Consider the following 26,148-nt stretch of genomic DNA (forward strand, 5'->3'; position numbering starts at 1 on the left):
CAGGTTGAAGCACAGGCAAGGGCTTTGCAGCCGTGTCCACGAAGCCGCTGTAGGAGCACCTCTCGAGGTGCGAACCGGTTAGCAGGTTTGACGTTACCGGAGATTTCCCTCGCCTGAGCTCGGGTTCGCACCTCGAGAGGCTGTATTCGCTTCGCTCACCCCTTCGGGGCCGCCCTCCGGGCGTTACCCCGCTACGCTCTGTTCCTGCAGGGGAGGATCAGTTCCCCGGGTGGTGACTGAACACTTCGGTGCCTTCTTCATCGAACAGCAGCACGTCATAGGCATCCACGCGGTCGCCCATTTCCATGCCCGGGGAACCCACCGGCATGCCGGGAACGGTGAGCCCCTTGGCGTCCGGTCGCTCGGCGAGCAGACGATCCACGTCGCTGGCGGGCACATGGCCTTCAATCACGTAGTCACCGATAAAGGCGGTATGACAGGAGCCCTGTCCGGGGAGGATGCCGGCCTTTTCCTTGATGGACTGCAGGTTCTGCTGCTCATGAACCACCACGTCATAGCCGTTTTCTTTCATGTGATCCACCCAGGCGCCACAGCAGCCACAGGTGGGGGATTTGTACACTTCCAGGACCGGGTCGGTGCTGGCGGTTTTCATTTCTTCAGAGGCCGGGGCTGTGGTTTCTGTTGCCTGGGGCTCGGGCGGGCCGTCGTCGCCGCAGGCGGTGACCAGAAAAGCCAGCAGGAGTGCCGAAAAGACTTTCATGATGTTTCCTCTTCTGTGCGTGCGGCAGTTGCGTGGGTATGCCGCCGTCAACTGACAATTAATCTGCCCTGATACATCTGCATCTGACAGGTGAAACGGTATTCGCCGGCGGGCGGGTTGTTCAGGGTCACGGTGGTGATGGTACCCGTTTCCAGAAACTCGCTCACGTCGAGCCCGTGAAACACTACCTGTTCGGCGCAGGGGGAGGGATCCTGTCGGTCGAAGTGCAGGGTGAGTGTCTCGCCGGCCCTGGCGCGCAGGGTGGCCGGATTGTAGACGCCGTCGGCGACCACAATGGTGGTGCCCTGGTCGCTGACCGGCTGGCTCTGTGTTGTGGATTTGGACAGCCAGAACCACCAGACGATCCCCACCATCAGCAGCAGGCCGGCAAGATTGATCAGCAGTGTCATGGTATGACCTCCGGGTTGCGGGCGGTGATGACCAGGCCGGTCTTGTGCATGACCTGGCCCATCACGTTGATACTTTGCTCTGGAATGATCTGCTGGCGAACGTCGACAAAGCCCGCCGTCTTCAGGGCCTGTTGTAGATCCGGGCCGTCGTAGGTGAGAAAACCGTGCCGGAACACCGGCAGGGTGGCCATGCTGTGTCTATCGCGCAGGCCCAGGCAAAGCTGGCCGCCGGGGCGCAGCAGTGTGCGGATGGCGCGCAAGGCCGGCAGCAGCGGATCCCAGAAGTACACCACATTGATGGCGACAGCATGGTCTGCGCTGCCGGGGGCCAGCGGCGCATCATGCAGATCCCCTGCCAGGAAACGTACCCGCTCCAGATGGCTATGATGCTGCTGCGCCTGGGTCACCATGTCCGGTGACAGGTCCAGCCCGGTATAGTGCAGATCGTCGGCCATGGCCAACAGGTCCGGCAGGTGGCCCGCCGTGCCGGGGCCCACTTCCACAATATGATCGCCGGCCGACGGCGCCAGCGCCTGGTAGCTGGCCGCAATGATCGGCTGGTTATGCTGATTCATGTTGTCGGCGACCTGAGCGCCGTCATCGCCACTGGGGCAGCGCAGTTGGGCAGCCAGTTGTTCCGGGGTCATCGCTTGTCTCGCTGGGTTTTGAACAGCCGCAACCGGTTGGCATTGCTGACCACGGTGACTGAGCTGAGCGACATGGCCGCGCCGGCGATCACCGGGCTGAGCAGGCTGCCGGTGAGGGGGTAGAGCACCCCGGCGGCCACGGGCACGCCAAGGCTGTTGTAGATAAAGGCGCCGAACAGGTTCTGCTTGATGTTGCGTACCGTGGCGGAGGAGATCGCCATGGCATCGGCCACACCGTGCAGGGAGCCGCCCATCAGCGTGATGGCGGCAGATTCGATGGCCACGTCGGTGCCAGTGCCGATGGCAAAGCCCACATCCGCCTGGGCCAGCGCCGGGGCATCGTTGATGCCGTCGCCCACCATGGCCACGATGCGTCCCTCTTCCTGCAGAGACTGCACTTTTTTCGCCTTGTCCTCGGGCAGCACTTCCGCCATGACCTGGTCCACGCCCACCTGTTTGGCGATGGCGTCGGCGCTGGCCTGGATGTCGCCGGTAATCATCACCACGGTGAGGCCCTGATCTTTCAGACGGGCAATGGCCTCCCGGGAGTCCTCCTTGATACGGTCGGCCACGCCAAGGATGCCGAGCAGGCTGTTGTCTTCGGCCAGGAACAGGGGGGTGGCGCCACGCTCGGTGAGCGAGTCGCTGTTCAGGCTGACGGTGATGCCTTCGCTTTCCAGCCAGCGACGGTTGCCGAGTCGGTATTGTTTGCCGTCCAGGGTGGCGCTGACGCCTTTGCCGTTGAGGGCCTGGAAATTGTCGGCACGGTCGGGTGTAAGCTCACGTTGCTCCGCCGCTTCCACGATGGCGCGTGCCAATGGATGTTCAGAGCCGCTCTCCAGGCTGGCAGCCAGCTGCAGCAGGGTGTCTTCCTGCTGGCCTTCGGCGCAGAGAATCTCGGTGAGCGCCGGTTTGCCTTCGGTGATGGTGCCGGTCTTGTCGAGCACAATGGTGTCCAGCTTGCTGCTGGTCTGCAGCGCATCGCCTTCACGAATCAGAATGCCGTGCTCGGCAGCCTTGCCGACGCCGACCATGATCGACATGGGCGTGGCCAGTCCCAGAGCACAAGGGCAGGCAATGATCAGCACCGTGGTAGCACTGATCAGCATGTGGGTAATGCGCGGCTCTGGCCCCAGGTTGAACCAGGCCAGGGCAGCGACCACGGCGATCAGCATGATGGTGGGAACGAACACGGCGGAAACGTCGTCGGCCAGGCGGCCGATGGGTGGCTTGCTGCCCTGGGCCTTTTTCACCAGCGCCACGATGCGTGACAGGGCGGTGTCCTTGCCCACGGCGGTGGCCCGGTAAAGCAGGGTGCCGCCTTCGTTGAGGGTGCCGGCGCTGACCGTGTCACCGGCGCTCTTGCTCACCGGCATGGGTTCGCCGGTGAGCATGGATTCATCCAGCCGGCTTTCGCCTTCCTCGACGATGCCGTCCACGGCAATTTTTTCACCGGGGCGCACACGCAGGATATCGTCGGTCTGCACTTGGTCCACCGGAATGTCCTGCTCCTTGCCATCGCGGACCACCCGGGCGGTTTTGGCGCCAAGGTCCAGCAGCCGTTTTACCGCCGCGCTGGTTTTGCCCCGGGCACGCACTTCCAGTGCCTGGCCCAGATTGATCAGGCCAATGATCATGGCACTGGCTTCAAAGTACACATGCCGGGCGGCTTCCGGCAGGGCAGCGGGAATCAGCACCACGGCCATGGAGTAGAGCCAGGCGGCGCCGGTGCCCAGAGCAATCAGGGTATCCATGTTGGCGTTGTGATTGCGAAATGCCTTCCAGGCACCGACAAAGAAGTGGCGGCCGGCGGTGGCCAGCACCGCCAGGGTCAGCAGGCCGATGCCCAGCCAGACCCACTGACTGGCTTCACCGGGGCGCACCATCATGTCACCGCCGAGCAGCCCCCAGGCCATTAACGGTACGCCTAGCCCCAGACCCAGCCACATATGACGTAACAGCCTGCGATAGTGTTGCTGCTCCTGCTCCTCGCGGGCGTTACCGTCATCGCTGTCGTCCAGCGGGCTGGCGCCATAGCCTGCTTTTTCCACGGCGTCGATCAAGGCCTGGCTGTCTGCCGATCCACTGACTCTTGCAGTGCGGTCGGCAAAATTCATTTGTGCCTGGGTGACCCCAGGCGTGTTGCGCAGGGCGTTTTCGATGGTGCGCACGCAGGCGGCGCAGGTGGCGCCGGTAATGGCGAGTTGCTGCTCCTGATCGGTGCTGGCGGGCGATGATGGTGCCGTCTGCTGTTTGTCTTCGGCGGCATAACCGGCCTTGGCCAGCGCCGCCTGCACGTCGGCACTGTCGGGGGTGCCGGTGACAGTCACCTGCTGAGCGTCCAGATCCACCTGCACATCGTCGACACCAGCAACAGGATCAAGCGCTTGGCGAATCTTGCGGACGCAGCCCTGGCAGCTGGCGCCCTGAATATCGAACCTCTGTGTCTGCATCGGGATCTCCATAGGCCTGCAAAGGCGGAACCATGCGTGTTGTCACAGATTGTCAAACTTAAGGGTAACCCCAAGGTCAAGCCTGTGCTATAAGGGTGCACCTGTTAAGGCTTATAAAGAAGACTTCCGCTGTGGTTGAAAGCGCCACAGCAGCTTTGGCAGACCCAACGGCATTGAAAATTTTTATAAAACCGTCAAAAAGACGGAACCGCTCGCGCGAAAGAGACTCCATGTTCCTATTACAGTGCGAGCACATTGATGCCGTTCATCGATATTGAGAGGACCTTTTCTATGTTTAAGAAAACTTTGCTTGTGTCAGGGATCGCCCTGGCTGTTGCTGCACCGGCCATGGCTGAGCAGCGGACGTCCATGGTCCGTGATAACGGTTTTTCCTACACCTACGGCCAGCTGGCCTATGATCGTTGGGATCTGGATAACGATGTGGACGTGGATGCGCTGACCGCAGAGGGCTCATTTGCCCTCGACGAGCACATCTTCCTGCGCGGTGGCTTGGGTTTCTTTGACGGTGATTATGACCGTGGACCGTTCCGTGATGGCGATGTGGATGGCACTCGCCTTTCTGCCGGTGCCGGCTTCCATACGCCGTTGCAGCGGGGCCTGGACTTCGTGACGACTGCCGACATCATCTACGATGACCGTGATTTTGATCCGGGCAATTCCGATGACGAGATCGGTTTCGAGCTGCGTGGTGGTCTGCGTCATGCCACTACTGAACAGCTGGAACTGTCCGGTGGCCTGACCTACATGGATCTGTACGACGATGATCTGGGTGTTTACGGCCAGGGTCTGTTCAAACTGACCCCGGTGGTGGATCTGGGCGCCCGCGTTATCGTCGGTGGCGACCGTGATACCTACGGTGTGTTCGGCCGCTACAATTTCTAATAGCGTTCAGCACAAAAAAAGCCCGCCGGATGAGAGTCCGGCGGGCTTTTTTTGTGGTTGATGGTTTGTCCCTGCGTGCAGTCCTGCGTTGATTGTCTTCGTAGGAGCGGCGCTCGAGCCGCGAACCGAGGGAAGCTAGGGGAAACAGATTCACCAGCGTTTTCGCAAGCAGGTTCGCGGCTCGAGCGCCGCTCCTACAAAGGCTTTACTCTTTCAGGGCTGGTTCAACCAGGCTGATAGCGCCTCGCTGCCTGCTTCTTCCGATGCCGCAATGGACTCTTTAATCCCCGGCGCTTTTTCTGACCAGGCCTCCAGAGTGGTCTGATCCATATTGCGCACACCCTTCAGCAACCGTTGTGCATTCACGTCGCGCACGGTTGCCGGGATAAACAGGCCTTCTGCTTCCAGATCGCTGCTGTCTTTACGGGCGTGGCGTGCCAGGGTTTGTTCCAGGCCGCATTTCAGGGCCTGTGAATCAAGGGGCGCCTCCACGGACAGCAGCTTGGCATCGGTCACCAGTTGCTCGGCGGCGAGCTGAAGATATTGTCGCCGGCGCAGGGCGATCTCGTCATCGCCGGCCAGCAAGGGCAATGCCTTGGGGGCTTCTTCCGTGCCATTGAGTGCCACAAACAGGGCGGCGAAGCCCAGGCTGGCTTCGCTGGCATCGGTGGCGCCGTGTTGGGTGCGCAGGGATTTACGCGTCATTTCCAGATAGGGGTCACTGATCAGGCCAGATTCCGGCCATTGCGGCAGGGCATCCAGATAGCCGGGGTAGAGCGGCCAGGTGTCCATGCGGTTGAGCAATTCCTGCTGCCCGAGCTGGCAGGAGCGGCTGGCCGCGAGCAGGTAATGGTCGACAAAAGCGGCATACCAGCTTTGCAGGCGATCGCGCAGTTCATCCAGTTGCGCCTGCTCGCGATTCTGCGTGAAATCGTCCAGGGCCTGCTGCCATGCGGCGGCATTGTCCTGAAAGGCCTTGTCCGCACTTTGCTGCCAGTCGGTGGCCGGAATGTCCGCCATCGTGGCCGACAGATCGGCCTCTTCGGCCGGCGCCGGCTCCGGTGTGTTGCTGTCGCAGCCGCTTAACACCAGTGCCAGCAGTGCGGCCAAAAAATAACGCATGGTTCCCCTTCCCCTTTCTATGAATCTCAGCGCAGGCTGATGACCGGCCAGCCTTGTTCCCGTGCTTCCCGGTCCAGGGTGGCATCCGGGTCCACCGCCACCGGGTTGTCCACTTTTCGGAGCAACGGCAAGTCATTATGGGAATCACTATAGAACCAGCTGCCGGCAAGGCTTTCGTTGTTGGCACGCAGCCATTCTGCCAGCCGTTCCACCTTGCCGTCCCGGTAGCTGGGAATGCCGGCCACGTTACCGGTATAGCGCTCACGCTTGCACTCGGCCACGGTGGCGATCAGGTGATCCACGCCCAGGCGGTCCGCCAGCGGTGCGGTGACGAAATCGTTGGTGGCGGTGATGATCATCAGGGTATGGCCCTGGTCGCGGTGCTTCTGCAGCAGGGCTTCTGCCTTGGGTAGCCACATGGCATCCAGCTTTTCTGCCAGGAACTGCTCACGCCAGAAATGCAGCTGTGCCATGTCATGCTCGGCCAGCACGTTCAGGGAAAAACGCAGGTAAGCCATGATATCCAGACGGCCATTCTGGTAATCCACGTAGAACTGGTCGTTGGTGTCCTTGTAATGTTGCTGGTCGACAATGCCTTTTTCTACCAGCCAGTCCCCCCACAAGTGGTCGGAATCGCCGGCGATCAGGGTGTTGTCCAGGTCGAAAATTGCGAGCGTCATGGCCTCTCCTTACGTGAACAGCACATTTTATGCGAAGCGAATGACAAGTTATAGGGAGTGGCCAGGCGTGCTAACAGCGTTTCTGGACCAGATGTTGCACGGTTGTGCATTGATTGCGGGTTGCCCGGCAAGGTTTAATGGGCCAACAAGGAGCCAGAGTCGGCAATGGTGTGCCGGCTCGTAGAGACACCATGACAGGCATTATTGATGACAAGGGATTCCGGCTGAACGTCGGGATCATCATTGCCGGCGAGGATGGCCGGGTATTCTGGGGTCGCCGCGTGGGTAACCGCGATGCCTGGCAGTTTCCCCAGGGGGGCATGATGCCCGGAGAAACCCCGGAGGAAACGCTTTTTCGCGAGCTGGAAGAAGAGGTCGGTCTGCGTCGTGAACATGTGGAGATTGTGGCCAGCACTGAAGGGTGGCTGACTTATCGTCTGCCGCGCCGCTTTCTGCGTCGGCCTCGCAATCGTCCCCATTGTATTGGTCAGCGGCAGAAGTGGTTTCTGTTGCGGCTGACGGCGGAAGAGGCAGCCATTGATCTGTTCGCCAGCGACAGCCCTGAATTCAAGGCCTGGCGCTGGGTCAATTACTGGTATCCGATTCGCAAGGTGGTGCATTTCAAACGCGGCGTTTATGCCCGCGCCCTGCGTGAACTGGCCCCGGCCCTGAAGGGAGAACGGGAAGAGCAGGAAAAGAACCGGATTTCACCGGGAGACAACCCCAATGCTTGATACCCTGCGACGCATTGTCCAGGAAGTGAACAACGCGGCGGATATTCCCTCCGCGCTGAACCTGATGGCCAAACGGGTCCGGGATGCCATGGGCACCGAGGTGTGCTCCATTTATCTGCGTAACGAAGAAGAGCAGCGTTATGTGTTGATGGCGTCTGAAGGCCTCAAGCAGGAGGCCGTTGGGCATGTCAGCCTGGGGTTGTCGGAAGGTCTGGTGGGTCAGGTTGGCTTGCGCGAAGAGCCGGTGAACCTGGAAGATGCCTTCAGCCATCCGAAATTCCATTATCTGGCGGAAACCGGCGAAGACCCGTTCCATGCCTTTCTCGGCGTGCCGGTGATGCACCATGGCAAGGTGCTTGGCGTGATGGTGGTGCAGCAGCGTGATGTGCGCCGTTTCGATCAGAGTGAAGAAGCCTTTCTGGTGACCATCTCCGCCCAGTTGTCGGCGGTGATTGCTCACGCCCATGCCTCCGGGGTGCTGTTCGATCAGCTGGATCCGGGAGGGGCAGACCTGCCCAGTTTTTATGATGGTCTGCCCGGCTGTGCTGGTGCGGCCATCGGCTTCGGCGTGCTGTTGTTTCCGGCAGCGGATCTGTCTGCCGTCCCGGATCGTCTGGTGGAGGATGTCAGCGCGGAAATCGCCCGCCTGGACGATGCGCTGGTGCGCGTGCGCCAGGAAGTGCGAGATCTTGCCGAGCGCGCATCCAAGAGCCTGGGTACCGAAGAGCAGGCGCTGTTTGATGTTTATCTGCGCATGCTGGATCGGCATGCGTTACCCGCCGAAGTGATCGTTCATATTCGCGAGGGGCAGTGGGCCCAGGGTGCCCTGCGCACCGTGGTGGATGCCCACGTGCGTAATTTCGAGATGATGGATGACCCCTATCTGCGCGAACGGGCAGCGGATGTGCGCGACCTGGGGCGACGGGTACTGGCGCAACTGCAGAGCCAGAATCGCCGGCATATCGTGTTCCCGGATGACTGTATCCTGCTGGGCGAAGACATTTCCGCGCCCATGCTGATGGAAGTCCCCCGTGAGCGGATTCGCGGCATCGTCACCACCCGTGGTTCGCGCAACTCGCACATGGCCATCGTCGCCCGTGCCATGGGTATTCCTACCGTGGTGGGTGCCCAGAACCTGCCGCTGAAACAAATGGACGACAAGGAAATCATCGTTGATGGTTTCCGCGGCCGGGTGGTGGCCAATGCCTCGCCGGAGCTCAAGGAACAGTTCGAAGAAATCATCGCCGAGGAAGCCAATCTTCAGGCGGGCCTGGAAAAGCTGCGCGATGAGCCGGCAGAAACCCTGGATGGTGTCCGTATCCCCCTGCAGGTGAACACCGGCCTGATGACCGACATCAACCGCTCCATCGAGCGTGGTGCCGAAGGGGTGGGTCTGTATCGCACGGAAATTCCCTTCATGGTGCGTGACCGCTTTCCTTCCGAAGAGGAGCAGCGGGTGATCTACCGGGAGCAGCTCGCCGCTTTTGCGCCGCACCCGGTAACCATGCGTACCCTGGATATCGGCGGCGACAAGTCGTTGAGCTATTTTCCCATCGAGGAAGACAACCCCTTCCTGGGCTGGCGGGGTATCCGTGTCACCCTGGACCATCCGGAAATTTTCATGGTGCAGGTGCGCGCCATGCTCAAGGCCAGCGATGGTCTGAATAACCTGCACATCATGCTGCCCATGGTCACCAGCGTGATCGAAGCGGAAGAGGCCCAGCATCTGATTCACCGTGCCTGGCTGGAAGTGCGCGACGAAGGCCTCGACATTGCCATGCCCCAGGTGGGGGTGATGATCGAAGTCCCCGCCGCCGTTTACCAGGCCCGAGCCCTGGCCCAGCGGGTGGATTTCCTGTCCATCGGCACCAACGACCTGACCCAGTATCTGCTGGCGGTGGATCGTAACAACCGCCAGGTGGCGTCGCTGTATAACTCCTATCACCCGGCGGTGCTGCATGCCATTTTGCATGTGGTCGAGCAGGCCCATGAAGAAGGCGTGCCGGTGTCCGTGTGCGGTGAGATGGCCGGGGAAGTGGGTTCGGCGCTGCTGTTGATGGCCATGGGCGTCAATGCCCTGTCCATGAATGCTTCCAACCTGCTCAAGGTGAAAGCCGCCGTGCGCCAGGTCAAAGCCAGCTTCACCCGCCAGCTGCTCAACGAAGTGCTGGCCATGGACAACGGCGAAGTCATCGCCGCCTACGTGGACCTGCAACTGGACAAGGCCGGGCTGGGCGAATTGCTGCGCAATCGCAAGGCGCTGGTCTGACCCGCAGATGGCAGTGCTCTATGCGTTTGCCGGTTTGCCCGGTGTGGGTAAAACCACACTGGCCATAGCGCTGGCGCAACGCACGGGCGCCACCTATCTGCGTGTGGATGCTGTGGAGCAGGGCTTGCGCGATACCTGCGGGCTGCATATCCATGCCGAGGGCTATGAGTTGGCGGCCTACATGGCCACGGACTGTCTGAAACAGGGCTTGTCGGTGATCTGCGATTCCTGCAACACGGTAGCAGCCTCTCGGGTTGGCTGGCAGCAGGCGGCAGACGCGGCTGGGGCCGCGTGCATCAATATCGAAGTCATCTGTTCCGATGCTGAAGAACACCGTTGCCGAGTGGAAAATCGGGAATCCTCTCTACCTGGCCTGATTGTGCCGACCTGGTCAGCGGTTCAGGCCCGGGAGTATGAAGCCTGGTTGGTGCCGGTTATTGGTATTGATACGGCGGGAAAGTCTGCGCAGGCCTGCAGCGAAGAACTCTTCGCTAGTCTGGGAGTGTGATAATAACAACGCATCAATAAAGGCGGGGAAAACATGAAGCGCTTGCTACAATTGCTGGTATTGGCCGTACTGATTCTGCTCGCAGTCCTGCTCTATAACACCCTGACATTGCCGCAGGCGGATAACCGCGTTGCCGACCTGCCCGAATTGCACCAGGCCATGGATGAGGACGCTATGGTGGAGCGACTGGCCAGCGCCCTGCGTTTTGCGACGCTGCCGGAGCAGCCCGATGCTTTTGTGGGCTTCCATGATTTTCTGCGCGCCAGCTTTCCGCTGACCCACCAGACCCTTTCCCTGAAAACCTTCGATCACAGCCTGCTGTATCACTGGGACAGCCAGAACGACTGCCCGCCACAGTTGCTGCTGGCCCATCAGGATGTGGTGCCGGTGTCGTCCCCGGAACAATGGCAGCACCCACCGTTTGCCGGAGTAGTGGATGACGACTTTGTCTGGGGGCGCGGCGCTCTGGATGATAAGGGCAGCCTGATGGCGATTCTGGAAGCCACGGAAGCCTTGCTGCAAAACGGCCAGACGCCCGCCTGTGATGTGTATCTGGCATTCGGTCACGATGAGGAAATCGGTGGCCGCGAGGGCGCAGTGAAGATTGCCGCCTGGTTGGAACAGCAGGGCCTGCGGTTTGGTCTGATCCTGGACGAGGGCGGCATGATGCTACCTGGCAGCACTCTGGGCCTTGATCGCCCGGTGGCATTAATGGGCATTGCCGAGAAAGGCTACATGACAGTGGAGCTGCAGGCAGAGGCCGAGCCGGGGCATTCGTCACGGCCGCCAGAGAGAACCGCCATCGGTGATCTGGCGGCAGCCATCAATCATCTGCAGACCCACCCCCGCCCGGCTTCTTTGAGTTTGCCCACCCGGCAGATGCTGGAACAGGTGGCGCCCCACCAACCCTTCGCCAAGCGGCTGGTGTTCGCCAACTTGTGGCTGTTCGAGCCGCTGATCATTCGCCAACTGGAAGGCAAACCGGAAACCAATGCTCTGGTTCGCACCACCATGTCACCTACCTTGCTGGAAGCCGGGATAAAGGAAAACGTACTGCCGGCTACCGCCAGCGCCACCCTGAATTTCCGGTTGGCCCCCGGAGAGACCCGTGACAGCCTGCAGGCCTATTTGCAAAACGAATTACCGGAAAATATCAGCGTGACGTCCAGGGGCGCCTTCCTGTCCGACCCATCGGCCGTCACCGACATTCCCTCAGCCACCTTTGACCGTCTGGCGGCATTGGCGCGGGCGTTACCGGAACAACCGGTGGTCGCCCCTTACTTGCTTATCGCCGGCACCGACGCCCGCCACTACCAGCACCTGTCCGACCAGGTGTTCCGCTTTATGCCGGTCTCCCTCGGCCAGGACGACCTGGCCCGCTTCCACGGCCACAACGAACGCCTGCCCCGTGAGCAGTACCCGCACATGGTGCGGTTTTATGCGGGGCTGATGCTGGGGCAGTGACACAGGTTTGTCGGCAAAGACCTGTTTATACGTAGGGTGGATTAGCCACAGGCGTAATCCACCTTGCTGCCGGTAACGCCAACCTCAAGTCCCCACCAACGAGTTGTGATCAGATCCCCAACCCGTGGAGCCACCGGCAGAGAGAGGATTGTGGATTACGCCTGCGGCTAATCCACCCTACACAGACGGCATGATTCAGCTACGGGCGTATTGTTCCTCTACACCATTTTGCGAATAGCCCGTTTTTGTGGCGGTGGTGATCCAGAAAAATGATCAGCCTGAATGACCTTTCAGGTTTCCTGCCGAGTTGCTTCGAGGGCTTTCCAGTCTATGCGCTGCTCGGAGGGTTTCCATCCACTGGCTAGGGCCTGTGCGCGGGTTTTTCCCCAGGGGAAATCTTTGGCTGCTTTCTTGGCTGCTTCACGGCGCTCACGGAGCTCTTCTCGGCTCATGTCTCGCCACAAGTGTTTTGGGCGTCCTGTTTTCCGGTCGTATTCAGCAGTGACAGGGTCAAATTGGCGGGCAGGTTCAGTAACGATTCTGTCAGGCAGGGGTTGCGATATATCCATGAACTGGTGGAGTCGTTCCCACTCCAGATAGACCTGATACTCTTCAGGGTAATCGTTGATATGACTGATAACGATATCCGACTGCCGATGGGTCAGTTGCAGCATAAAGCCCGTAGAGCCGGCAGCCCCGGTTCGGTATGTCATGGTAGGTTCGAATTCCTCGAAGGGGATTTCCAGTCGATCCTGACCTTTCCGATAAATGCTAACCATGCCGGTGCGGCGGAAGAAGCGGGTGTCCTTTTTTAGTTTTGGAGACCCTCGAGTGATTGTTTTTAATAGTAGCCATATGGATAGACAAAACAACAAGAGAGGAGCTATGTGCGGTGCGGCTTGTTTTACGCTTTCAGTTCCTCCCATTATAAATAAAAATATTGTGCTTGATATTCCTCCTCCAAATGTAAGCCATGCGAATCCGTGTTTTAAAATATGTGAAAATACAGGCCACTCAAATAGTGTCGGCCAAAACTCCATAAGGTGGGGGTTTCGCATTTCCAGGCATTGTTGCTCGTCGGATTTTTTGGTTTGTAAAGCATCTTGCTGGAAAGTATTGCATTGCCATTCTGCCAGATATTCTTGGCAGTGCGTACCTGTTGGAAGGCCAAGCGGGTTGCCGCGGGCAACCTTGGTGAAATAACTGTCATTGTTTCTGCTCTTCTCACGCTTAGGGAGATTTTCATTTTGACTGTTGTAAGCAGTGACAGCGTAAACCGATTCATGCTCCATGCTGTACGCAACAGACTTTGTGGATTGGGCTTCAGTCATGCGGTCTGTTGCTTTTCCTTCAGGACCTGCCAGTCGATGCGATGCTCTGAGGGTTTCCATCCACTGGCCAGGGCCTGTTTCCGGGTTTTTCCCCAGGGGAAGTCCTTGGCGGCTTTTCTGGCGGCTTCGCGGCGTATTTCAAACTCTTCATCACTCATGTCGCGCCAGAAGTGTTTGGGTCGATCGTGTTTCTCGTCGTATTCGGCGGTGACCGGGTCGAACTGACGGGCGGGTTCGGTGATCACGCGGTCCGGAATGGGCTGAGAAATATCCATGAATTGATGCAGCCGCTCCCATTCCAGATAAACCTCGAATTCTTCGTTATAGACGTTGATATGCTGAATCAATAGGTCGGAGTAACGGTGAACGAGTTGAAGCAGGAAGCCCGTTGAGCCGGTGGGGCCGGTGCGGGGGGTCAGATGAGGATCGAACTCATCGAATGGCACTTCCAGGCGGTCTTCGTCTTTCTGGTAGATGCTGACCATGCCGGAGCGGCGGTAGAAGCGGGTGTCTTTTTTTAGTTTTGGTTCACCTCTTGTTAATAGCATTAATATTACCCAAGAAAGGAAAAAAAACAGGAATATAGGCATCATGTGGGGTAGCGCTTTCAATAGCTCCTCAGTTCCCCCCATTAGAAATAATAAAACTGTTACTGATAACCCTCCCCCAAAGCAAAACCACCCTGCGACGTAACAGAGTGTACTTGCCATAACCGGCCATTCAAAAAGGGTAGGCCAGAAATCCATCAGATGTGGATTCCGCATATAACGACATTTTTTCTCATCGGAGCCATTATTCTGTATTTTCTCCAGGTCAAATACATCGCATTGGGCTTCGGCGATATATTCCCGACATTGGGCGCCAGGAAGAGGCAGCGGTGTGCCGTAGGCTGTTCGGGTGAAGTAACCGCCGCGCTCATCCGGTGATTTCCCCTTGGGTAAATCACGAGGGATCTGGCTGTTGTAGGCCGAGGGTTGGTAAGTGCTTTCTCTATCCATATCGATTAAATATTTGCAATAGCCATGGGTTGCGTTAGAAGGCGAAAGTTCTGGGATCAGCTTTCTTCAGTGTCAGGGTGGCCTGAGCCCAGCCTCTTGGGGCGGTGTCCGGGTCTAACGCTGTGTGATCATTACCACTGTCCAGGGCGACGTCTTCGGGCCTGAACGGAAGCCAGCATTCCTCCTCTTCATGGAAGAAGCGGGCGCGCACATAGAAAGTGCAAGTGCCAAAGAATTCCGGTTTTTCGTACCAGGCGATCAGGCCGGTACGGCTTTGCGGGTCTTCTTTATTCGCCAGTATGGGCACCCAGGCGAGGGACTTGAGCGTTTGCAGGTCGCCATGTTGATCCTGATAGACCACGGCATGGTGGATCTTGCCGTTTTCGCCGGCCACCGGGGCATGGACTTCAACCTTGAACTGGTTCGACGGATTTTGGCTTTCGGTAATGATGGGTTTGGGAGTCATCAGCAGGGACAGCAGGGATTGATAGACCTGCCCGACTGTCAGGTCACGGTATTCTTCCGTAAAGCGGTCTTCCGGGTCGTCGCCGAAGGGGCCGAACTGGGCCCAGCGTTCCAAGGGGCTCAGCTTGAGCCACTCGGCGGTAATGACCGCAATGATGCTTACGGCGGTAAAGGCCCAGCCCCAGGGGCCCAGCACTACCAGTGCCCGGGTGAACATGGTGCTTTTAATGGAGTTTAATACCAGGGAGCGGCCCAGTTGTGAAAAGGTTGCGCCTGCCATGGCCCCGGCGGCCACTCCATGGGCTGCGGCGCTTTCGTAATTTCCCTTCTCCAGTTGTATGCCGGCATCCCAGGCGCTTAAGAAAGCACCAAACCCGGTTAGTCCCACCCCTATCATTTTGAAGTTATAGACCTTGAATGTTCTAAAGTTTTTTGTTCCGGTAATTATATTTTTGGTGAATCTGGAAACCCTTTTCCATTTTTTAAAGGTCAACCAGTTCGCTACTCTATCCTCCCCGGCTAACTGGACTGCGGTATCTGCTATGCAGTAAGTTAATGCAATTCCTCCAATAAAGAATTGAGAGGCGTTGCGTATACCCCAGCCATTTTTTTTTCCGTTCTCATATACAGAAAGTAAATTAAAAACCTCCAAAAGCCCCATCGCAGGCGGCAAGGTCTTGTTCGCTACCTTGATGGCTCCGGTTGTGAGTCTTGCACCAGTACTCGCCTGACTGTCCGGCTGATTCCAGTGCCGTGCATATTCACTGGTGGGCGGTACGGCCATGACGGTCTGTTTTACGCGGGTCAAGCCGTCCTGGCCGACTTCCTGATACAGGTCGGTCCAGTTTTGATTAGTCAGTTGGCGTGGGATGCCCCGGTTATAGGTCAGTTCCGTGGCGTCGCTGCTGCCGAGTACCTTGCCGGGGTCGGTGGGGTCGAGCACCTTGACCCGGCCTTCTGCGTCCAGGCCGCCCTGGCGAATGATGTCGCGCCGTTGTGAGCGTTTCAGGGGTTCGAAGACGCGTTCCTTGGCATCAATGATCATCCAGCCTTCGGGGATGACGCTGCCTGTCTTGAACAGCCGGGCGCCGTGCAGATCCGGCGGGCCGGACCCTTTTCCCAGGCGCATCAGTATTTCAATGGTGTCTTCTTGTTGGTTGGCCAGAGCGTCTTGCCATTGCTTCTGGAAACCGAAAAGCAGGCTGGCGACGATGCTCTCGGTCTGGTTGCGGGTCTGCTGCCAGTACCACCAGTCCGGGTGGCTACCGGTGACGGCGGCATAGGCCGCGTGACGGAAGTTGCTGTCCGTGGCAGGTTTTTTTGCTTCTTCCAGTTCCGGTAGGTAGTCGTCATCCACAGGGATCTGATCTGCGCCGGGGATCAGGGCGGCGTGGAGGGGATGATCTGGCTTCAGGAGCTGACTTCTCAGTGCATGCACGGGGTCGTTATCGTCATCCCATTCCGGATCCGGGTCGGCATCGTAGGCACTGTCGATGACGGACGGATCCGAGCCCAGGCCGGACAGCAGGCCGGAGATGGCTTTCCAGAAGGCGCTGTAGTCCGGGGTGGCATGGTCTTCGTCCGGGTTCAGGGTGTGGCGTTGCTCGTCACCGGGAACGGGTAGCCAGGCGTAGTCCCGCAGGGCTTCCCAGGGGGAGAGGAAGTATTGGAAGCCCTGGCTGGCGTCGTTGCCCTCCGGGGTTTTGCTATCCAGCCAAGCGATGGTTTCCCGGCGTTGCTGGCGGATTGTCTGGCGCAGTTCGCGGCGTTCTTTCACGCGCAAAATCGCTTCCAGATGGTCCCGGTCCAACCTGTCGGCGGCATCTCGGAGATTGTCGGCGGAGTCGGAGTGTTGTACATAGCGGCTCTGCTCGCCTGCTCGGCCCGCTATGTAGGTTTCTCGTTGGTGCAGGGATTGGTTGAAAAACGTCTGATAGGCATACACCGCACTTTTGGCATGTTCATGCCGGTCGATTTCCATTACATGCTGGCATAGCTCATTCATCAGCAGGGTGAGTTTGCCGACTCCTTCAAAGGCAATCCCCAGCGGGTCCTGCAGGGCGGCCACTGGCAGGTTGTCCTGAATATCTGCGCGGCTCAATTGGGGCAGGGCTAGCAGCCCGTTTTCGTCGGGCTGGTTGTAGAGGTCGTTGGCTTGCTGGGCGCCGATCAGGGCGGTTTGTTTGAGGGTGTCCGGCGAGCCCTGGCCATCGAAACTATTCACATTTAACAGCGTGGTCCGCTGCAGGCGCAGGGCGTGGTCCACGTTGTCGCGATGCCACTGGTAGGGGGCGTGTTCCGGCAGGCTGGGCAGGTAACGGGGGTCTTCATCGGCCAGGCCGCCGAGGATTTCGATCAGGGCCCAGCTCCAGGGGATTTCCGAGAAGGCGATTTGCAGTAGTACCGGGCCGCCATTGAGGCGGTGGGGGACGGTGATGGCGCCGATTTCGGTTTCCATGCCGTCGTCCGGTGGGCGCTGGTCGCAGCCCTGGTACTTGGCCAGGTTGATGTCGCGGAAGGTGTTACCGTCATCGCTGACCACCAGTTCCCGCCACAGGTAGCCACCGACAAAAATATACAGTCTGCCGTTGTCGCGAAGGGGCGCAAGATGCTGGCCTTCCGGGTCCGCAAAGCGCACGGGTTTGATGTGGCCGAGGGCGGTGAGGGCGTCTGTGCTGGTGTCGTCCCGGACTACAGGCAGCCCTTGCCCCAGTGGCACCAGATATAGGTTGTCGCTGTCTTTGCTCAGGTAACCGCTTTCTTTCAGGCCTTTTGCAACGGCATCCGGATAGCGGGTGCGGTTGTCGTTGAATTCCAGAAACAGTTCCGAAGCGTCTTCCCCGTTGACGTAGAAAGAGGCGGTAGTTCTGTTGCCGACGGTTTCATTGTCGGCCAGGAAGCGGGTTTGGGCGTTCATTTTACCCTCCTGCGCAGGCGCACGAAGTGGCGACGACGGGGCTGGGCGGGAGCCTGGTTGTCCACATCAAGACGATGGGTCGGTGCGATGGTTTGTTCTTCGGTTTCTTCCGGTGTGAGCCCTTGGGGCAGGCCGGCGCCGGCCTGCTGAAGCGGGGCGGGTGCGGTGTTGCGCATGTTGGACACCATCATGTCGCTCTGGCGCACGGCGGGCTGGCCTTCCACGAAGACGTTGGGTGAGAAGGTGAGAAATTCCGCTTGCCCGGCAATGGTGCCGGACATGATCCCGCCGCAGGTTCCCGCCATGTCGCCGCTGCTTTTGGCGAAGGTGGAGGCCACATGGCAAACCGGATTGCCGTTGACCAGAACGGAGCTGGCGGTGCCGGCGGCATCCGTGCTCATGGCCACGTTGCTGTAGGGAATGGGCTGACAGAAAGGCGGGGTCTTGCAGATATCCATGGTGACAAGGGTGCCACCGGAGCCGGCGTGAACAGCGGTGAGGCCGTTGATCAGGATATTACTCATGGCGGGTTCCTTCCATTGAACCGGGGTGTTGTGCGATGTCTTGTCGTTGATGGTGCAGTTGCATGGCCAGGTGCTGCGGGCCGCCGGGGCTGTCCAGTACCAGGGCGGTATCCGCCGGGCAGATGCGAAAACGCAGCGCTTCACAGGCGGTGATCAGGCCCACTGGCAGGGTGGCTGCTCCGCTATCGCCGATGGTGAGCGCCGGGCGCAGGATATGCAGTGGTGCTGGCAGTGTCGGTTGCGGCGCTTCTTTTTCCCCTTTTCGCATGGCCAGGTTGTCGCGGTTGGAAAGACGCACCGGCCACAGGCTTGTCTGGGTGGAATGCCAGCTGAGTTCATGGTCGCGGGTTTGTGCGTGCGCCAGTACCAGCCGATCCGGACGGGAAACGGCCTCATTTTCTACGGCCTGTCGGGCGGCGGTGGCCAGGGCCTGGCCCTGTTGATGGGGGTGATCCGTTGCGGATGCCGAGTGGCTGCCAAGGCCGGTGCAACTAATGTCGCCGGGTTGCAGGGTGTCGCTTGCTTCGAATCTCACCAGGGCGATGGCCTCCGAGAGTATCCGGCCATGGCTCCAGCTATGGGTGCGTACGTCGTTAGCGGGCTGCCGTTCGTTCAGGGTTTCCTCGTTAAGCAGGCTGTCGACCCCGAGCAGGGTGAGCGCGGTGAGGTGCCCTTGCTGCAGATGCTGCCACTCTTCCGCCAGCGCTTCGGGCAGGGTGCGGGGGCAGGTCACCCGTATTTCGCCGGCAGGGGATACCTCTGCCAGCCGATTGTGTAGCCAGGTGAGTAGGGCCTGCTGCAGGCGTTCATGACGTGCCCGGTCCGGCGCCGGCAGGCAAAGCAGTATCCGGCTGTCTGTCAGGGCTGGGCTGTTCTCGTCCAGCAGGGCATCCAGGGCCGGGATCAGGCGCTGGGGGTTGAACGGGGCCTCGTCGTGTTCAGCGGGGATTCGTCCCAGCATGACCGGGTCGGAGTTGCCGCTGGTAGGGTCGGGAATGCACAGGTTTCTGTCGGCCTGATACGCCGGTATTCCGGCCTGGCAGGCCAAATAGACCCCGGCCGGGTGAGTGCCGGTGGGGGCGTTGAGCGCATAGTGGCTGAGGCGGATGGCTGCGGGCATGGGCGGTCAGTTGAGTTCGATACGGGCGCCAAGCAGGCGGTTGATGCCGTCGGCGATGGCGTGGATTTCCCGCCCATCAAGCAGCAGGGTGCCATCCGGGCGCAGCTCTATCTGGGCGTCGCCGGTACGCAGTAGCAGGCCTTTGGGGGCATCGAAGAGGAGCTGGCCATTGTCCAGTTCGGTGACCAGATCCGCGCCCGGGTGGCTATCGGCCAGTGGAACGATGCGGTCGGTGACCACCACCCCGATAGTGTCATCAAGCAGGCAAAGTACCCGGTCACCTTCCTGCAGGGTGGTGACGGTTTCGGCGACGTGACGGACCGGCTGCGGATTGTCGTGATTCGGGGTGGTGACCAGAAGGGCGCCATCCCGGCAAATGATGGTGGCGATGTAAGGGGATGATGTGCCGGGCAACGGGTCCGCTGCCCGTAATGATGACGTGACCATGAGCCTCTCCTGCTTCCTTGCCGGATCAAAGCAGGGAACGCTAACAGGCCGCCCAGTGGATATCTGTAGGAAATCGCTGACAGTTGTCGCCAGTGAGAGCCGTTTAACGCAATTCAGCTACGTTGGATGCTCCCGTTGGCACTGCCGTCCGGCAGCCAGCCCTGTTCCAGCATGATCGGGTCGTGGTCGCGATGCAGCTCGACCACGCTGCTGGCGCGGGTGCCGTAGGTGGGGGACTGGATAAAGACCGGTGCCACCAGTCGTTCCAGATCCAGGCCGACGCCGGTATCGGGGAGTTCGCTGTCCGGGGGCTGGTAGTGATCGTTGACCACGTCCATGAGCTGTTCTGTGCTGCAGTCGGCGGTGATGGCGTTGGCCAGGCGTTGTTTGGCCCGCTGTACCTTGGGCCAGGGGTCGTCCAGCAGGCCGTTGCACAGGCCGTGAATGCCGGGGGTGACCGCTTGCGGGGCGGCGCCGCGATTGCCCAGATACCAGAGGCTTTCCGGGGTGCCTACCAGCAGGTTGAAGGCGCCGTAGTGGTGTTGTTCTTCGGCCAGCTCCCGGCAGAACTGTTCCGGGGAGTCGCTGCCTTCCAGGAATGCCAGGGGCAGCAGGCCCCGGGAGCGTTCGCCGGTTTGCCGGTCGGTGATGGGTTCCCGGTAGTTGGTGACCACGGCGACGCGGCCGTTGCGGTGGATGCCCAGCCAGGTGCCGCCGGCGGTCAGGTCCAGACCGCAGAAGATATCGCCGCGCCAGCGGGCGGGCTCGGCGGGGCGGGCGTGGAATTCATCCCGGTTGGCGGCCATCCGCAGGGGGGTGGGAGAATCTGGTTGCCAGTCCAGTAGTACAATACACATTCAAACTTTCCTGCAGCGGTTCAGGGTTAATCGTTGCCGTGCATTTTCGGTGATTGTAGGAGCCTGCTTGCAGGCGAATCCGCTTGCTCCGCGGCCTGATGTGGGCTCCTGAAAGGTGGTCAGCGTCCGGCGTCTGGCGTCACACCGTGCTAGCATACCTGCCTTGCGAGTGATTGGCATAAGGGCCGGCCAATGTGGGAACTGTTTCTGATTTGTCTGGGGGTCGGCGTGGGTGCTGGCCTGCTGGCCGGGGCGCTGGGCCTGGGCGGTGGCGTGGTGATTGTGCCGGCGCTGATCTTTCTGTTTCACGGGCTCGGTTTTCCCGCTGATCTGGTGGCGAAGATGGCGGTGGCCACCTCCCTGAGCACTATCATGATTACTTCCATCAGCGCGGTGTGTACCCACCACACGGCCGGCTTTGTACGCTGGCCGGTGGTGTTGCGGCTGGGCGTGGGCATTGTGCTGGGTGCCTTCGCCGGGGCCTTTATCGCCGATGCCATGAAAGGGGAACTGCTGACCCGTTTGTTTGGTCTGTTTGCCATGGTGATTGCCTTGCAGATGGCACTGACGGGCCGCAAGGCGCCGGACGGTAACCTGCCGGAGCGGGTGCCCGGGGCGGCGGGTCTGGGTGTGGCCGGGGTGTTGATTGGTACCGGGTCTGCCATTTTTGGTATTGGCGGCGGTTCGTTGACGGTGCCCTTTTTGAGCTGGTGTCGCCTGAAAATGCAGGAGGCAGTGGCTATCGCCTCCGCCTGTGGTTTGCCCATCGCCATTGCCGGCACCCTGGGTTTTGCGGTGGCCGGCTGGCAGGAAACCCGGCTCCCCGAAGGGGCGCTGGGCTATGTGTTTTTGCCGGCAACAGCCGGTATAGTGCTCACCAGTTTTCCGTTCGCGAGACTGGCGGCGCGACTCAGCCACCGGCTTCCTTCGGCGATGCTTAGGAAGGTGTTCGCGGTGGTGTTGTTTGTCATCGGCCTCAGGCTGGTTTTGGGATAGGCATTATGGAATTTCCGCAGATTGATCCGGTGGCGATCGCCATTGGTCCCCTTCAGGTGCACTGGTACGGCCTGATGTACATGATCGGCTTCGCCGCTGCCTGGTTGCTGGGGGTGTATCGCGCCAAACAGCCGAACTCTGGCTGGACCAAGGATCAGGTGGGCGATTTGGTCTTCTACGGCGCCATGGGGGTGATCCTGGGTGGCCGGCTGGGTTATGTGCTGTTCTATAACTTCGGCAAGTTTCTCGATGATCCGATCTGGTTGTTCAAGCTGTGGGATGGTGGCATGAGCTTCCACGGTGGCGCCATTGGGGTGCTGGTGGCGTTCTGGTTGTTCGGCCGCAAGACCAACAAACGGTTTTTCCAGGTGGCAGATTTCATGGTGCCCATGGTGCCGATCGGCCTGGCCACCGGACGCCTGGGTAATTTCATCAATGCAGAGTTGTGGGGGCGCACCAGTGATGCGCCCTGGGCCATGGTGTTCCCCACTGATCCTGATCGCCTGCCACGGCACCCTTCCCAGCTGTATGAATTTGCGCTGGAAGGGGTGCTGCTGTTTCTCGTGCTGTGGTTCTATTCGGCCAAGCCCCGCCCGGCCGGGGCGGTGACCGGGCTGTTTGGGGTGGGTTATGGTCTGGGCCGAACCTTTGTGGAATTTTTCCGTGAACCGGATGCCCACCTTGGTTACCTGAGCGGTGGCTGGCTGACCATGGGGATGTTATTGAGCATCCCGATGATCATTCTCGGTGCCGCCATGATGGTGTGGGCCTACCGCCATGATGATCGTGTCGCTACCCCTTCCCGGAGTCGTTCATGAAGCAATATCTCGATCTGCTACGCCACGTGCGTGAGCATGGCACCTTCAAGGAAGACCGTACCGGTACCGGTACCTATGCGGTGTTCGGTCACCAGATGCGTTTTGATCTGAGTGAAGGCTTTCCCATGGTCACCACCAAGAAGCTGCACCTGCGCTCCATCATTCACGAGCTGCTGTGGTTTCTTTCCGGCGACACCAATATCCGTTATTTGAAGGAAAACGGGGTGTCGATCTGGGATGGCTGGGCGACCCCGGAGGGTGAGCTGGGGCCGGTCTATGGCGAGCAGTGGCGCAGCTGGAAAACCCATGATGGCCAGGTGATTGACCAGATCAGTGAGGTGCTGGCGGAGATCAAGCGTAACCCGGATTCCCGTCGCCTGGTGGTCAGTGCCTGGAATCCGGCGGTGCTGCCGGATCCGTCCATTTCCCCGGACGCCAATGCGGCCGCCGGCAAGCAGGCGCTGCCGCCGTGTCATTGTCTGTTCCAGTTCTATGTGGCAGACGGCAAGTTGAGCTGTCAGCTGTACCAACGCAGCGGCGATATCTTTCTGGGCGTGCCGTTCAACATCGCTTCCTATGCGTTGTTGACGTTGATGATGGCGCAGGTCTGTGGTCTGGAGCCTGGTGATTTCGTGCATACCCTGGGTGATGCGCACCTGTATTCCAATCATCTGGAGCAGGCAGATACCCAGCTGGCCCGGGATCCGCGTCCGCTGCCCACCATGACGTTGAACCCGGAGGTGAAAGACCTGTTCGCTTTTACCTTTGACGATTTCACCGTGAGCGATTACGAGCCCCACGCCCATATCAAGGCGCCGGTGGCGATTTAAAAAAACGCTTTTGCGCTTCACGCAACACGCCGCCACGCGTGGTGCATGCAAGCGTGCTGCGTGTCAGTGAGGTTTGCATGTCCATTCGTCTTTCCCTGATGGTCGCCAAGGCCAGCAATAATGTGATCGGCCGCAATAACAAGCTGCCCTGGTATTTGCCCAACGACCTGAAGTACTTCAAGCAGGTCACCTTTGGCAAGCCAGTGATCATGGGCCGCAAAACCTGGGATTCTCTGGGCAAGCCATTACCCGGTCGCACCAATATCGTCATCACTCGCCAGCCGGATTTTCAGGCGGAAGGCGCCAAGGTGGTGGCGACGCTGGAAGAGGCGGTGACCATGGCGGAAAACGTGGCCTTTATCGAAGGGCAGGACGAGGCAGTGGTGATGGGGGGCTCAGAGATCTATGCGCTGGCCCTGCCGAAAACGGACCGGCTCTATCTCACCGAAGTGCATGCGGAGGTGGACGGCGATACCTGGTTTCCGGAGTACGACACCGCTGAATGGAAAGAGATCGGCCGGGAAGATTTTTCCGCGGAAGGGCCGAATCCGTACGATTATTCGTTCGTGGTTTACGAGCGGAAATGAGGGACGAGTTAAGCTCGGCTTGAAAGCAAAAGGTTCGCCACCTCTACGAAGCTGCTGTAGGAGCACCGCTTGAGGTGCGAACCGAGTGCAGCGAGACGACAAAGACCAACGTCTGTCCGCCATTCTTTCTTGAGTCTGTCGAGCGCGGAAAGTCCTGATCGCCCTGCGGTCGATTTCCTCGCAAGCGCGGTTCGCGGCTCAAGCGCCGCTCCTACAACTCTTATCCTCTCGGTTTGATCAGCACTTCACTTTTCACCGACTGGGCAATAAAGCATTTCTCGTGGGCGCGCTGGTGCAGGGCCTGGATCTTGCCGGCGTCCGGTTGTTCGCCGCTGAAAGTCACCAGCGGCTGCAGCAATACCTGCCGCACATAAATCATTGCCTGCTCGTTCTGGCCAAGGACAGCTTCGGGGGCGTCATCGTAGCTGGTCACGGAAAGGCCTTCGCGGGCCGCTTCGGTGAGAAACGACAACAGGTGGCAGCTGGCCAGGGCGGCAATAAAGGCCTCTTCCGGTTCCATGAATTCCTGCTGGCCATGATGGCCATCCACCACACGGACTTCATTGCCATCGGCCAGGTGCCAGAGGTAGTGATCCTCGCCATGGGCGTTCCAGCTCAGATGCATAGTGTGTTGTGGCACGCGATATCCCCGGTTGGTTTATTCTTCAGGGCAGTATGCCATCAAAACAGCCACTTGCCATGGCGGCTTTGGTCGAAGTCGGTGACAAAACGTCAGTGGGCGGTGTCGGGTGTATCCGCAAGGGCGAGCGTCGGCATGGCCAAAAAGCGGGCAATGGTGGTGGCGGGAAAGTCAAAACATTACCGTCACCTCTTACCGGTTCTACGTGGCACTGTCCTGTGCCATTTCCCAATAGCGGAATACGGCTACATTCACCAGTGCGCTCATCAGGCTGATCGGCAAACCCACCAGCAGAGCGGTAGCCTGGGGCTGGCTGATGATGGACGTGACCAGGCTGGCCAGGATGCTGCTCATCAGCAGATAGGCAAGGAATACCAGCACCAGTATCAGCAGTAGCGGCCACTGCTGGGCTTCTGTCATGGCGAAGGACTGACGCAGCGCATCGATGGGGTTGCGGCGCTTCAGGACGACCAGGAAAGGCGCGAAACATAGGCGGGTGTAGACCCACAGCGCAGGGAAGAAAAACGCCAGCCAGCCCAGTGAGACACCCACGGCCATGATGGCATAGGTGGCCAACAGCATCGGATAGACCAGCAAGGCGGCGGCCAGACACTGCAGCAGCCCTGCCGGTTTGCCGGTGCGCGCGGCAGCGAGCTGGGCGATCAACGCGCCTTCCGCCAGGGGCCGGCTGAGTAGCACGATAGCCAGGCTGATGCCGCTGAACTGCAGGGCGCCGCCGGCTTCTTCCGGAAACACAAAGCTGGGCCCAAACAGCCACTGGCTGGCTTCGGTGAGCAGCGCAAAGGGGGCCGTGACCAGGAAAATGGGCCCCAGGTTGCGCCACCAGAAATAGAGGATTTCGCGAAAACGTTGGCTGATCATGTCGGTTGTAAGGTGTAGCCGGAAAGGCGCTATTTCACCACAGCGGGCGGGATGTGCACAGGGAAAGGCGGCAATATTCGTGTCGGTCGTTGCAGGTGGGACGTTTGGTGGCCAGTAGGGTGGATTAGCCGCAGGCGTAATCCACCTGCCCACAGTGGAGATAAATCCAGGCCTCCCTTTAACTCGCCAGCGAGTTGATGTCGCGCCTCCATAGCTTTGGAGTCAACGGCAGAGGGAGGGTTGTGGATTACGCCTTCGGCTAATCCACCCTACGTTACAGTCGGGCTTGGGGGTGTTCACCACCAGTATTTGCCCCAGTTTTCCGGGTTGGCCCAGAAACGCGGGTTGTTCCATTTGCGCTCGAAGTTGTAGTTGTCCAGGTCGTAGCTGTAGATGTTCAGCTCGCGGCCATCCTGGGCAAAGTGCCCCTGTTCCCGGCAACCCAGTGCCAGAAATCCATTGCTGGGCCAGCGCAGTTTCTGCGGGGCCAGGGTGGGCTGGTACACCGCCACCATGGAATCGGTGTGCAGGTTTCGCAGCAGGCCCATCAGCGCCTCGCCGTCCCGCTGGCTCATGTACTCCAGCTGGTCGGCCACAATCGCCATATCTACCCGCTCGATATCATCCAGTGCCGCAAAGGGATCCTGCTCCTGGATTTCCACCAGATTGCAGTCATGGTCTTTGCACCATTGGCTGACGACGGGGATGGGGTTGAGGCTGACGGTAACAATGGAGGAAGGCTGGTGGCTATCCAGGATAGCGGCCAGACGTTCCTGGGGGGATTCAGTCATGGGGTGTGCCATCGCGGTATTCATGAATTCAGTC

Annotated in this window: 25 protein-coding genes; 9 read left to right on the top strand and 16 right to left on the bottom strand. The window is 59.6% G+C overall.

The features are described from left to right. Positions 1-217: 217 nt before the first annotated feature. From Q0Y02_RS04765 to Q0Y02_RS04780, 4 genes are read right to left on the bottom strand one after another with little or no spacing between them, the layout of a single operon-like run. Positions 218-721, bottom strand: coding sequence for a DUF411 domain-containing protein (locus Q0Y02_RS04765; protein WP_297765089.1), 504 nt, complete (start codon positions 719-721; stop codon positions 218-220). Positions 722-768: 47 nt separating this feature from the next. Beyond that, positions 769-1,131 (bottom strand): cupredoxin domain-containing protein, encoded by a 363-nt coding sequence (locus Q0Y02_RS04770; protein WP_297765092.1) that lies wholly within the window; start codon positions 1,129-1,131, stop codon positions 769-771. After that, entirely contained in the window at positions 1,128-1,778 is a 651-nt protein-coding gene (locus tag Q0Y02_RS04775; protein ID WP_297765095.1) for a class I SAM-dependent methyltransferase, read from the bottom strand. The genes Q0Y02_RS04770 and Q0Y02_RS04775 overlap by 4 nt, the downstream gene beginning before the upstream one ends. Further along, complete coding sequence (locus Q0Y02_RS04780) at positions 1,775-4,231, bottom strand: heavy metal translocating P-type ATPase (RefSeq protein ID WP_297765098.1); 2,457 nt, start codon at positions 4,229-4,231, stop codon at positions 1,775-1,777. Before Q0Y02_RS04780 ends, Q0Y02_RS04775 begins: the two co-directional genes overlap by 4 nt. 291 nt (positions 4,232-4,522) lie before the next feature. On the opposite strand from Q0Y02_RS04780, the gene Q0Y02_RS04785 reads away from it, so the two are divergent. Beyond that, the gene (locus Q0Y02_RS04785) at positions 4,523-5,134 is read left to right on the top strand and encodes an outer membrane beta-barrel protein (RefSeq protein ID WP_297765102.1); all 612 of its coding nucleotides are present in this window, start codon (positions 4,523-4,525) and stop codon (positions 5,132-5,134) included. Positions 5,135-5,347: 213 nt separating this feature from the next. On the opposite strand, the gene Q0Y02_RS04790 is transcribed toward Q0Y02_RS04785, so the two are convergent. After that, entirely contained in the window at positions 5,348-6,256 is a 909-nt protein-coding gene (locus Q0Y02_RS04790; protein ID WP_297765105.1) for a hypothetical protein, read from the bottom strand. 26 nt (positions 6,257-6,282) lie between these two features. Continuing rightward, positions 6,283-6,936, bottom strand: a complete 654-nt coding sequence (locus tag Q0Y02_RS04795) for an HAD family hydrolase (RefSeq protein ID WP_272975546.1) — start codon at positions 6,934-6,936, stop codon at positions 6,283-6,285. 200 nt (positions 6,937-7,136) lie between these two features. Here Q0Y02_RS04795 and Q0Y02_RS04800 point away from each other — a divergent pair, with 200 nt between their 5' ends. The 4 genes from Q0Y02_RS04800 to Q0Y02_RS04815 are packed head-to-tail and all read left to right on the top strand — an operon-like array spanning position 7,137 to position 11,911. Next, the gene (locus tag Q0Y02_RS04800) at positions 7,137-7,670 is read left to right on the top strand and encodes an RNA pyrophosphohydrolase (protein ID WP_297765231.1); all 534 of its coding nucleotides are present in this window, start codon (positions 7,137-7,139) and stop codon (positions 7,668-7,670) included. Beyond that, on the top strand, positions 7,663-9,939 hold the full coding sequence (gene ptsP, locus Q0Y02_RS04805; protein WP_297765112.1) for a phosphoenolpyruvate--protein phosphotransferase: 2,277 nt from the start codon (positions 7,663-7,665) through the stop codon (positions 9,937-9,939). Before Q0Y02_RS04800 ends, ptsP begins: the two co-directional genes overlap by 8 nt. Before the next feature lie 7 nt (positions 9,940-9,946). Continuing rightward, positions 9,947-10,447 carry an AAA family ATPase gene (locus tag Q0Y02_RS04810; protein ID WP_297765115.1) on the top strand — a complete coding sequence of 167 codons (501 nt, stop codon included), beginning with the start codon at positions 9,947-9,949 and terminating at the stop codon, positions 10,445-10,447. Positions 10,448-10,480: 33 nt separating this feature from the next. Then, complete coding sequence (locus tag Q0Y02_RS04815; protein WP_297765119.1) at positions 10,481-11,911, top strand: M20/M25/M40 family metallo-hydrolase; 1,431 nt, start codon at positions 10,481-10,483, stop codon at positions 11,909-11,911. Between the two features lie 290 nt (positions 11,912-12,201). Here the strand turns inward: Q0Y02_RS04815 and Q0Y02_RS04820 are convergent, their stop codons facing one another. The 7 genes from Q0Y02_RS04820 to Q0Y02_RS04850 form a co-directional block, all read right to left on the bottom strand. Then, positions 12,202-13,242, bottom strand: a complete 1,041-nt coding sequence (locus tag Q0Y02_RS04820) for a hypothetical protein (RefSeq protein WP_297765121.1) — start codon at positions 13,240-13,242, stop codon at positions 12,202-12,204. Beyond that, positions 13,239-14,240, bottom strand: a complete 1,002-nt coding sequence (locus Q0Y02_RS04825; protein WP_297765122.1) for a hypothetical protein — start codon at positions 14,238-14,240, stop codon at positions 13,239-13,241. The genes Q0Y02_RS04820 and Q0Y02_RS04825 overlap by 4 nt, the downstream gene beginning before the upstream one ends. A 34-nt stretch (positions 14,241-14,274) precedes the next feature. Beyond that, positions 14,275-17,622: a hypothetical protein gene (locus Q0Y02_RS04830; protein WP_297765124.1), complete on the bottom strand. Its 3,348-nt coding sequence runs from the start codon at positions 17,620-17,622 to the stop codon at positions 14,275-14,277. After that, the gene (locus Q0Y02_RS04835) at positions 17,619-18,146 is read right to left on the bottom strand and encodes a DUF4150 domain-containing protein (protein ID WP_297765127.1); all 528 of its coding nucleotides are present in this window, start codon (positions 18,144-18,146) and stop codon (positions 17,619-17,621) included. Before Q0Y02_RS04835 ends, Q0Y02_RS04830 begins: the two co-directional genes overlap by 4 nt. Then, positions 18,139-19,266 (bottom strand): hypothetical protein, encoded by a 1,128-nt coding sequence (locus tag Q0Y02_RS04840; RefSeq protein WP_297765130.1) that lies wholly within the window; start codon positions 19,264-19,266, stop codon positions 18,139-18,141. Before Q0Y02_RS04840 ends, Q0Y02_RS04835 begins: the two co-directional genes overlap by 8 nt. A 6-nt stretch (positions 19,267-19,272) precedes the next feature. Continuing rightward, positions 19,273-19,713 (bottom strand): hypothetical protein, encoded by a 441-nt coding sequence (locus Q0Y02_RS04845; protein ID WP_297765133.1) that lies wholly within the window; start codon positions 19,711-19,713, stop codon positions 19,273-19,275. Positions 19,714-19,826: 113 nt separating this feature from the next. Beyond that, positions 19,827-20,570 carry an NRDE family protein gene (locus tag Q0Y02_RS04850; protein ID WP_297765135.1) on the bottom strand — a complete coding sequence of 248 codons (744 nt, stop codon included), beginning with the start codon at positions 20,568-20,570 and terminating at the stop codon, positions 19,827-19,829. 192 nt (positions 20,571-20,762) lie between these two features. Between Q0Y02_RS04850 and Q0Y02_RS04855 the strand changes: the two genes are divergently transcribed. The 4 genes from Q0Y02_RS04855 to Q0Y02_RS04870 all read left to right on the top strand — a co-directional run bounded on the left by Q0Y02_RS04855 (position 20,763) and on the right by Q0Y02_RS04870 (position 23,801). Beyond that, positions 20,763-21,566: a sulfite exporter TauE/SafE family protein gene (locus Q0Y02_RS04855; protein ID WP_297765137.1), complete on the top strand. Its 804-nt coding sequence runs from the start codon at positions 20,763-20,765 to the stop codon at positions 21,564-21,566. A gap of 5 nt (positions 21,567-21,571) precedes the next feature. Further along, on the top strand, positions 21,572-22,384 hold the full coding sequence (lgt, locus tag Q0Y02_RS04860) for a prolipoprotein diacylglyceryl transferase (RefSeq protein ID WP_297765139.1): 813 nt from the start codon (positions 21,572-21,574) through the stop codon (positions 22,382-22,384). After that, positions 22,381-23,214 carry a thymidylate synthase gene (locus tag Q0Y02_RS04865; protein WP_297765141.1) on the top strand — a complete coding sequence of 278 codons (834 nt, stop codon included), beginning with the start codon at positions 22,381-22,383 and terminating at the stop codon, positions 23,212-23,214. The genes lgt and Q0Y02_RS04865 overlap by 4 nt, the downstream gene beginning before the upstream one ends. A 77-nt stretch (positions 23,215-23,291) precedes the next feature. Beyond that, on the top strand, positions 23,292-23,801 hold the full coding sequence (locus Q0Y02_RS04870; RefSeq protein ID WP_297765144.1) for a dihydrofolate reductase: 510 nt from the start codon (positions 23,292-23,294) through the stop codon (positions 23,799-23,801). Between the two features lie 220 nt (positions 23,802-24,021). On the opposite strand, the gene Q0Y02_RS04875 is transcribed toward Q0Y02_RS04870, so the two are convergent. The 3 genes from Q0Y02_RS04875 to Q0Y02_RS04885 form a co-directional block, all read right to left on the bottom strand. After that, entirely contained in the window at positions 24,022-24,441 is a 420-nt protein-coding gene (locus Q0Y02_RS04875; RefSeq protein WP_297765147.1) for an OsmC family protein, read from the bottom strand. Between the two features lie 201 nt (positions 24,442-24,642). Continuing rightward, positions 24,643-25,323, bottom strand: coding sequence for a hypothetical protein (locus tag Q0Y02_RS04880; RefSeq protein ID WP_297765150.1), 681 nt, complete (start codon positions 25,321-25,323; stop codon positions 24,643-24,645). Between the two features lie 296 nt (positions 25,324-25,619). Further along, positions 25,620-26,114 (bottom strand): DUF6231 family protein, encoded by a 495-nt coding sequence (locus Q0Y02_RS04885; protein ID WP_232221997.1) that lies wholly within the window; start codon positions 26,112-26,114, stop codon positions 25,620-25,622. Positions 26,115-26,148 lie beyond the last annotated feature (34 nt).

It is taken from the genome of uncultured Alcanivorax sp. (assembly GCF_947258575.1).
Lineage (GTDB): Bacteria > Pseudomonadota > Gammaproteobacteria > Pseudomonadales > Alcanivoracaceae > Alcanivorax.

What these genes read in the sequence shown, in the direction of transcription:
- Q0Y02_RS04765 (WP_297765089.1), bottom strand. Translation starts at nt 721, where the DNA reads ATGAAAGTCTTTTCGGCACTCCTGCTGGCTTTTCTGGTCACCGCCTGC.
- Q0Y02_RS04770 (WP_297765092.1), bottom strand. Translation starts at nt 1,131, where the DNA reads ATGACACTGCTGATCAATCTTGCCGGCCTGCTGCTGATGGTGGGGATC.
- Q0Y02_RS04775 (WP_297765095.1), bottom strand. Translation starts at nt 1,778, where the DNA reads ATGACCCCGGAACAACTGGCTGCCCAACTGCGCTGCCCCAGTGGCGAT.
- Q0Y02_RS04780 (WP_297765098.1), bottom strand. Translation starts at nt 4,231, where the DNA reads ATGCAGACACAGAGGTTCGATATTCAGGGCGCCAGCTGCCAGGGCTGC.
- Q0Y02_RS04785 (WP_297765102.1), top strand. Translation starts at nt 4,523, where the DNA reads ATGTTTAAGAAAACTTTGCTTGTGTCAGGGATCGCCCTGGCTGTTGCT.
- Q0Y02_RS04790 (WP_297765105.1), bottom strand. Translation starts at nt 6,256, where the DNA reads ATGCGTTATTTTTTGGCCGCACTGCTGGCACTGGTGTTAAGCGGCTGC.
- Q0Y02_RS04795 (WP_272975546.1), bottom strand. Translation starts at nt 6,936, where the DNA reads ATGACGCTCGCAATTTTCGACCTGGACAACACCCTGATCGCCGGCGAT.
- ptsP (WP_297765112.1), top strand. Translation starts at nt 7,663, where the DNA reads ATGCTTGATACCCTGCGACGCATTGTCCAGGAAGTGAACAACGCGGCG.
- Q0Y02_RS04810 (WP_297765115.1), top strand. Translation starts at nt 9,947, where the DNA reads ATGGCAGTGCTCTATGCGTTTGCCGGTTTGCCCGGTGTGGGTAAAACC.
- Q0Y02_RS04815 (WP_297765119.1), top strand. Translation starts at nt 10,481, where the DNA reads ATGAAGCGCTTGCTACAATTGCTGGTATTGGCCGTACTGATTCTGCTC.
- Q0Y02_RS04820 (WP_297765121.1), bottom strand. Translation starts at nt 13,242, where the DNA reads ATGACTGAAGCCCAATCCACAAAGTCTGTTGCGTACAGCATGGAGCAT.
- Q0Y02_RS04825 (WP_297765122.1), bottom strand. Translation starts at nt 14,240, where the DNA reads ATGGATAGAGAAAGCACTTACCAACCCTCGGCCTACAACAGCCAGATC.
- Q0Y02_RS04830 (WP_297765124.1), bottom strand. Translation starts at nt 17,622, where the DNA reads ATGAACGCCCAAACCCGCTTCCTGGCCGACAATGAAACCGTCGGCAAC.
- Q0Y02_RS04835 (WP_297765127.1), bottom strand. Translation starts at nt 18,146, where the DNA reads ATGAGTAATATCCTGATCAACGGCCTCACCGCTGTTCACGCCGGCTCC.
- Q0Y02_RS04840 (WP_297765130.1), bottom strand. Translation starts at nt 19,266, where the DNA reads ATGCCCGCAGCCATCCGCCTCAGCCACTATGCGCTCAACGCCCCCACC.
- Q0Y02_RS04845 (WP_297765133.1), bottom strand. Translation starts at nt 19,713, where the DNA reads ATGGTCACGTCATCATTACGGGCAGCGGACCCGTTGCCCGGCACATCA.
- Q0Y02_RS04850 (WP_297765135.1), bottom strand. Translation starts at nt 20,570, where the DNA reads ATGTGTATTGTACTACTGGACTGGCAACCAGATTCTCCCACCCCCCTG.
- Q0Y02_RS04855 (WP_297765137.1), top strand. Translation starts at nt 20,763, where the DNA reads ATGTGGGAACTGTTTCTGATTTGTCTGGGGGTCGGCGTGGGTGCTGGC.
- lgt (WP_297765139.1), top strand. Translation starts at nt 21,572, where the DNA reads ATGGAATTTCCGCAGATTGATCCGGTGGCGATCGCCATTGGTCCCCTT.
- Q0Y02_RS04865 (WP_297765141.1), top strand. Translation starts at nt 22,381, where the DNA reads ATGAAGCAATATCTCGATCTGCTACGCCACGTGCGTGAGCATGGCACC.
- Q0Y02_RS04870 (WP_297765144.1), top strand. Translation starts at nt 23,292, where the DNA reads ATGTCCATTCGTCTTTCCCTGATGGTCGCCAAGGCCAGCAATAATGTG.
- Q0Y02_RS04880 (WP_297765150.1), bottom strand. Translation starts at nt 25,323, where the DNA reads ATGATCAGCCAACGTTTTCGCGAAATCCTCTATTTCTGGTGGCGCAAC.
- Q0Y02_RS04885 (WP_232221997.1), bottom strand. Translation starts at nt 26,114, where the DNA reads ATGACTGAATCCCCCCAGGAACGTCTGGCCGCTATCCTGGATAGCCAC.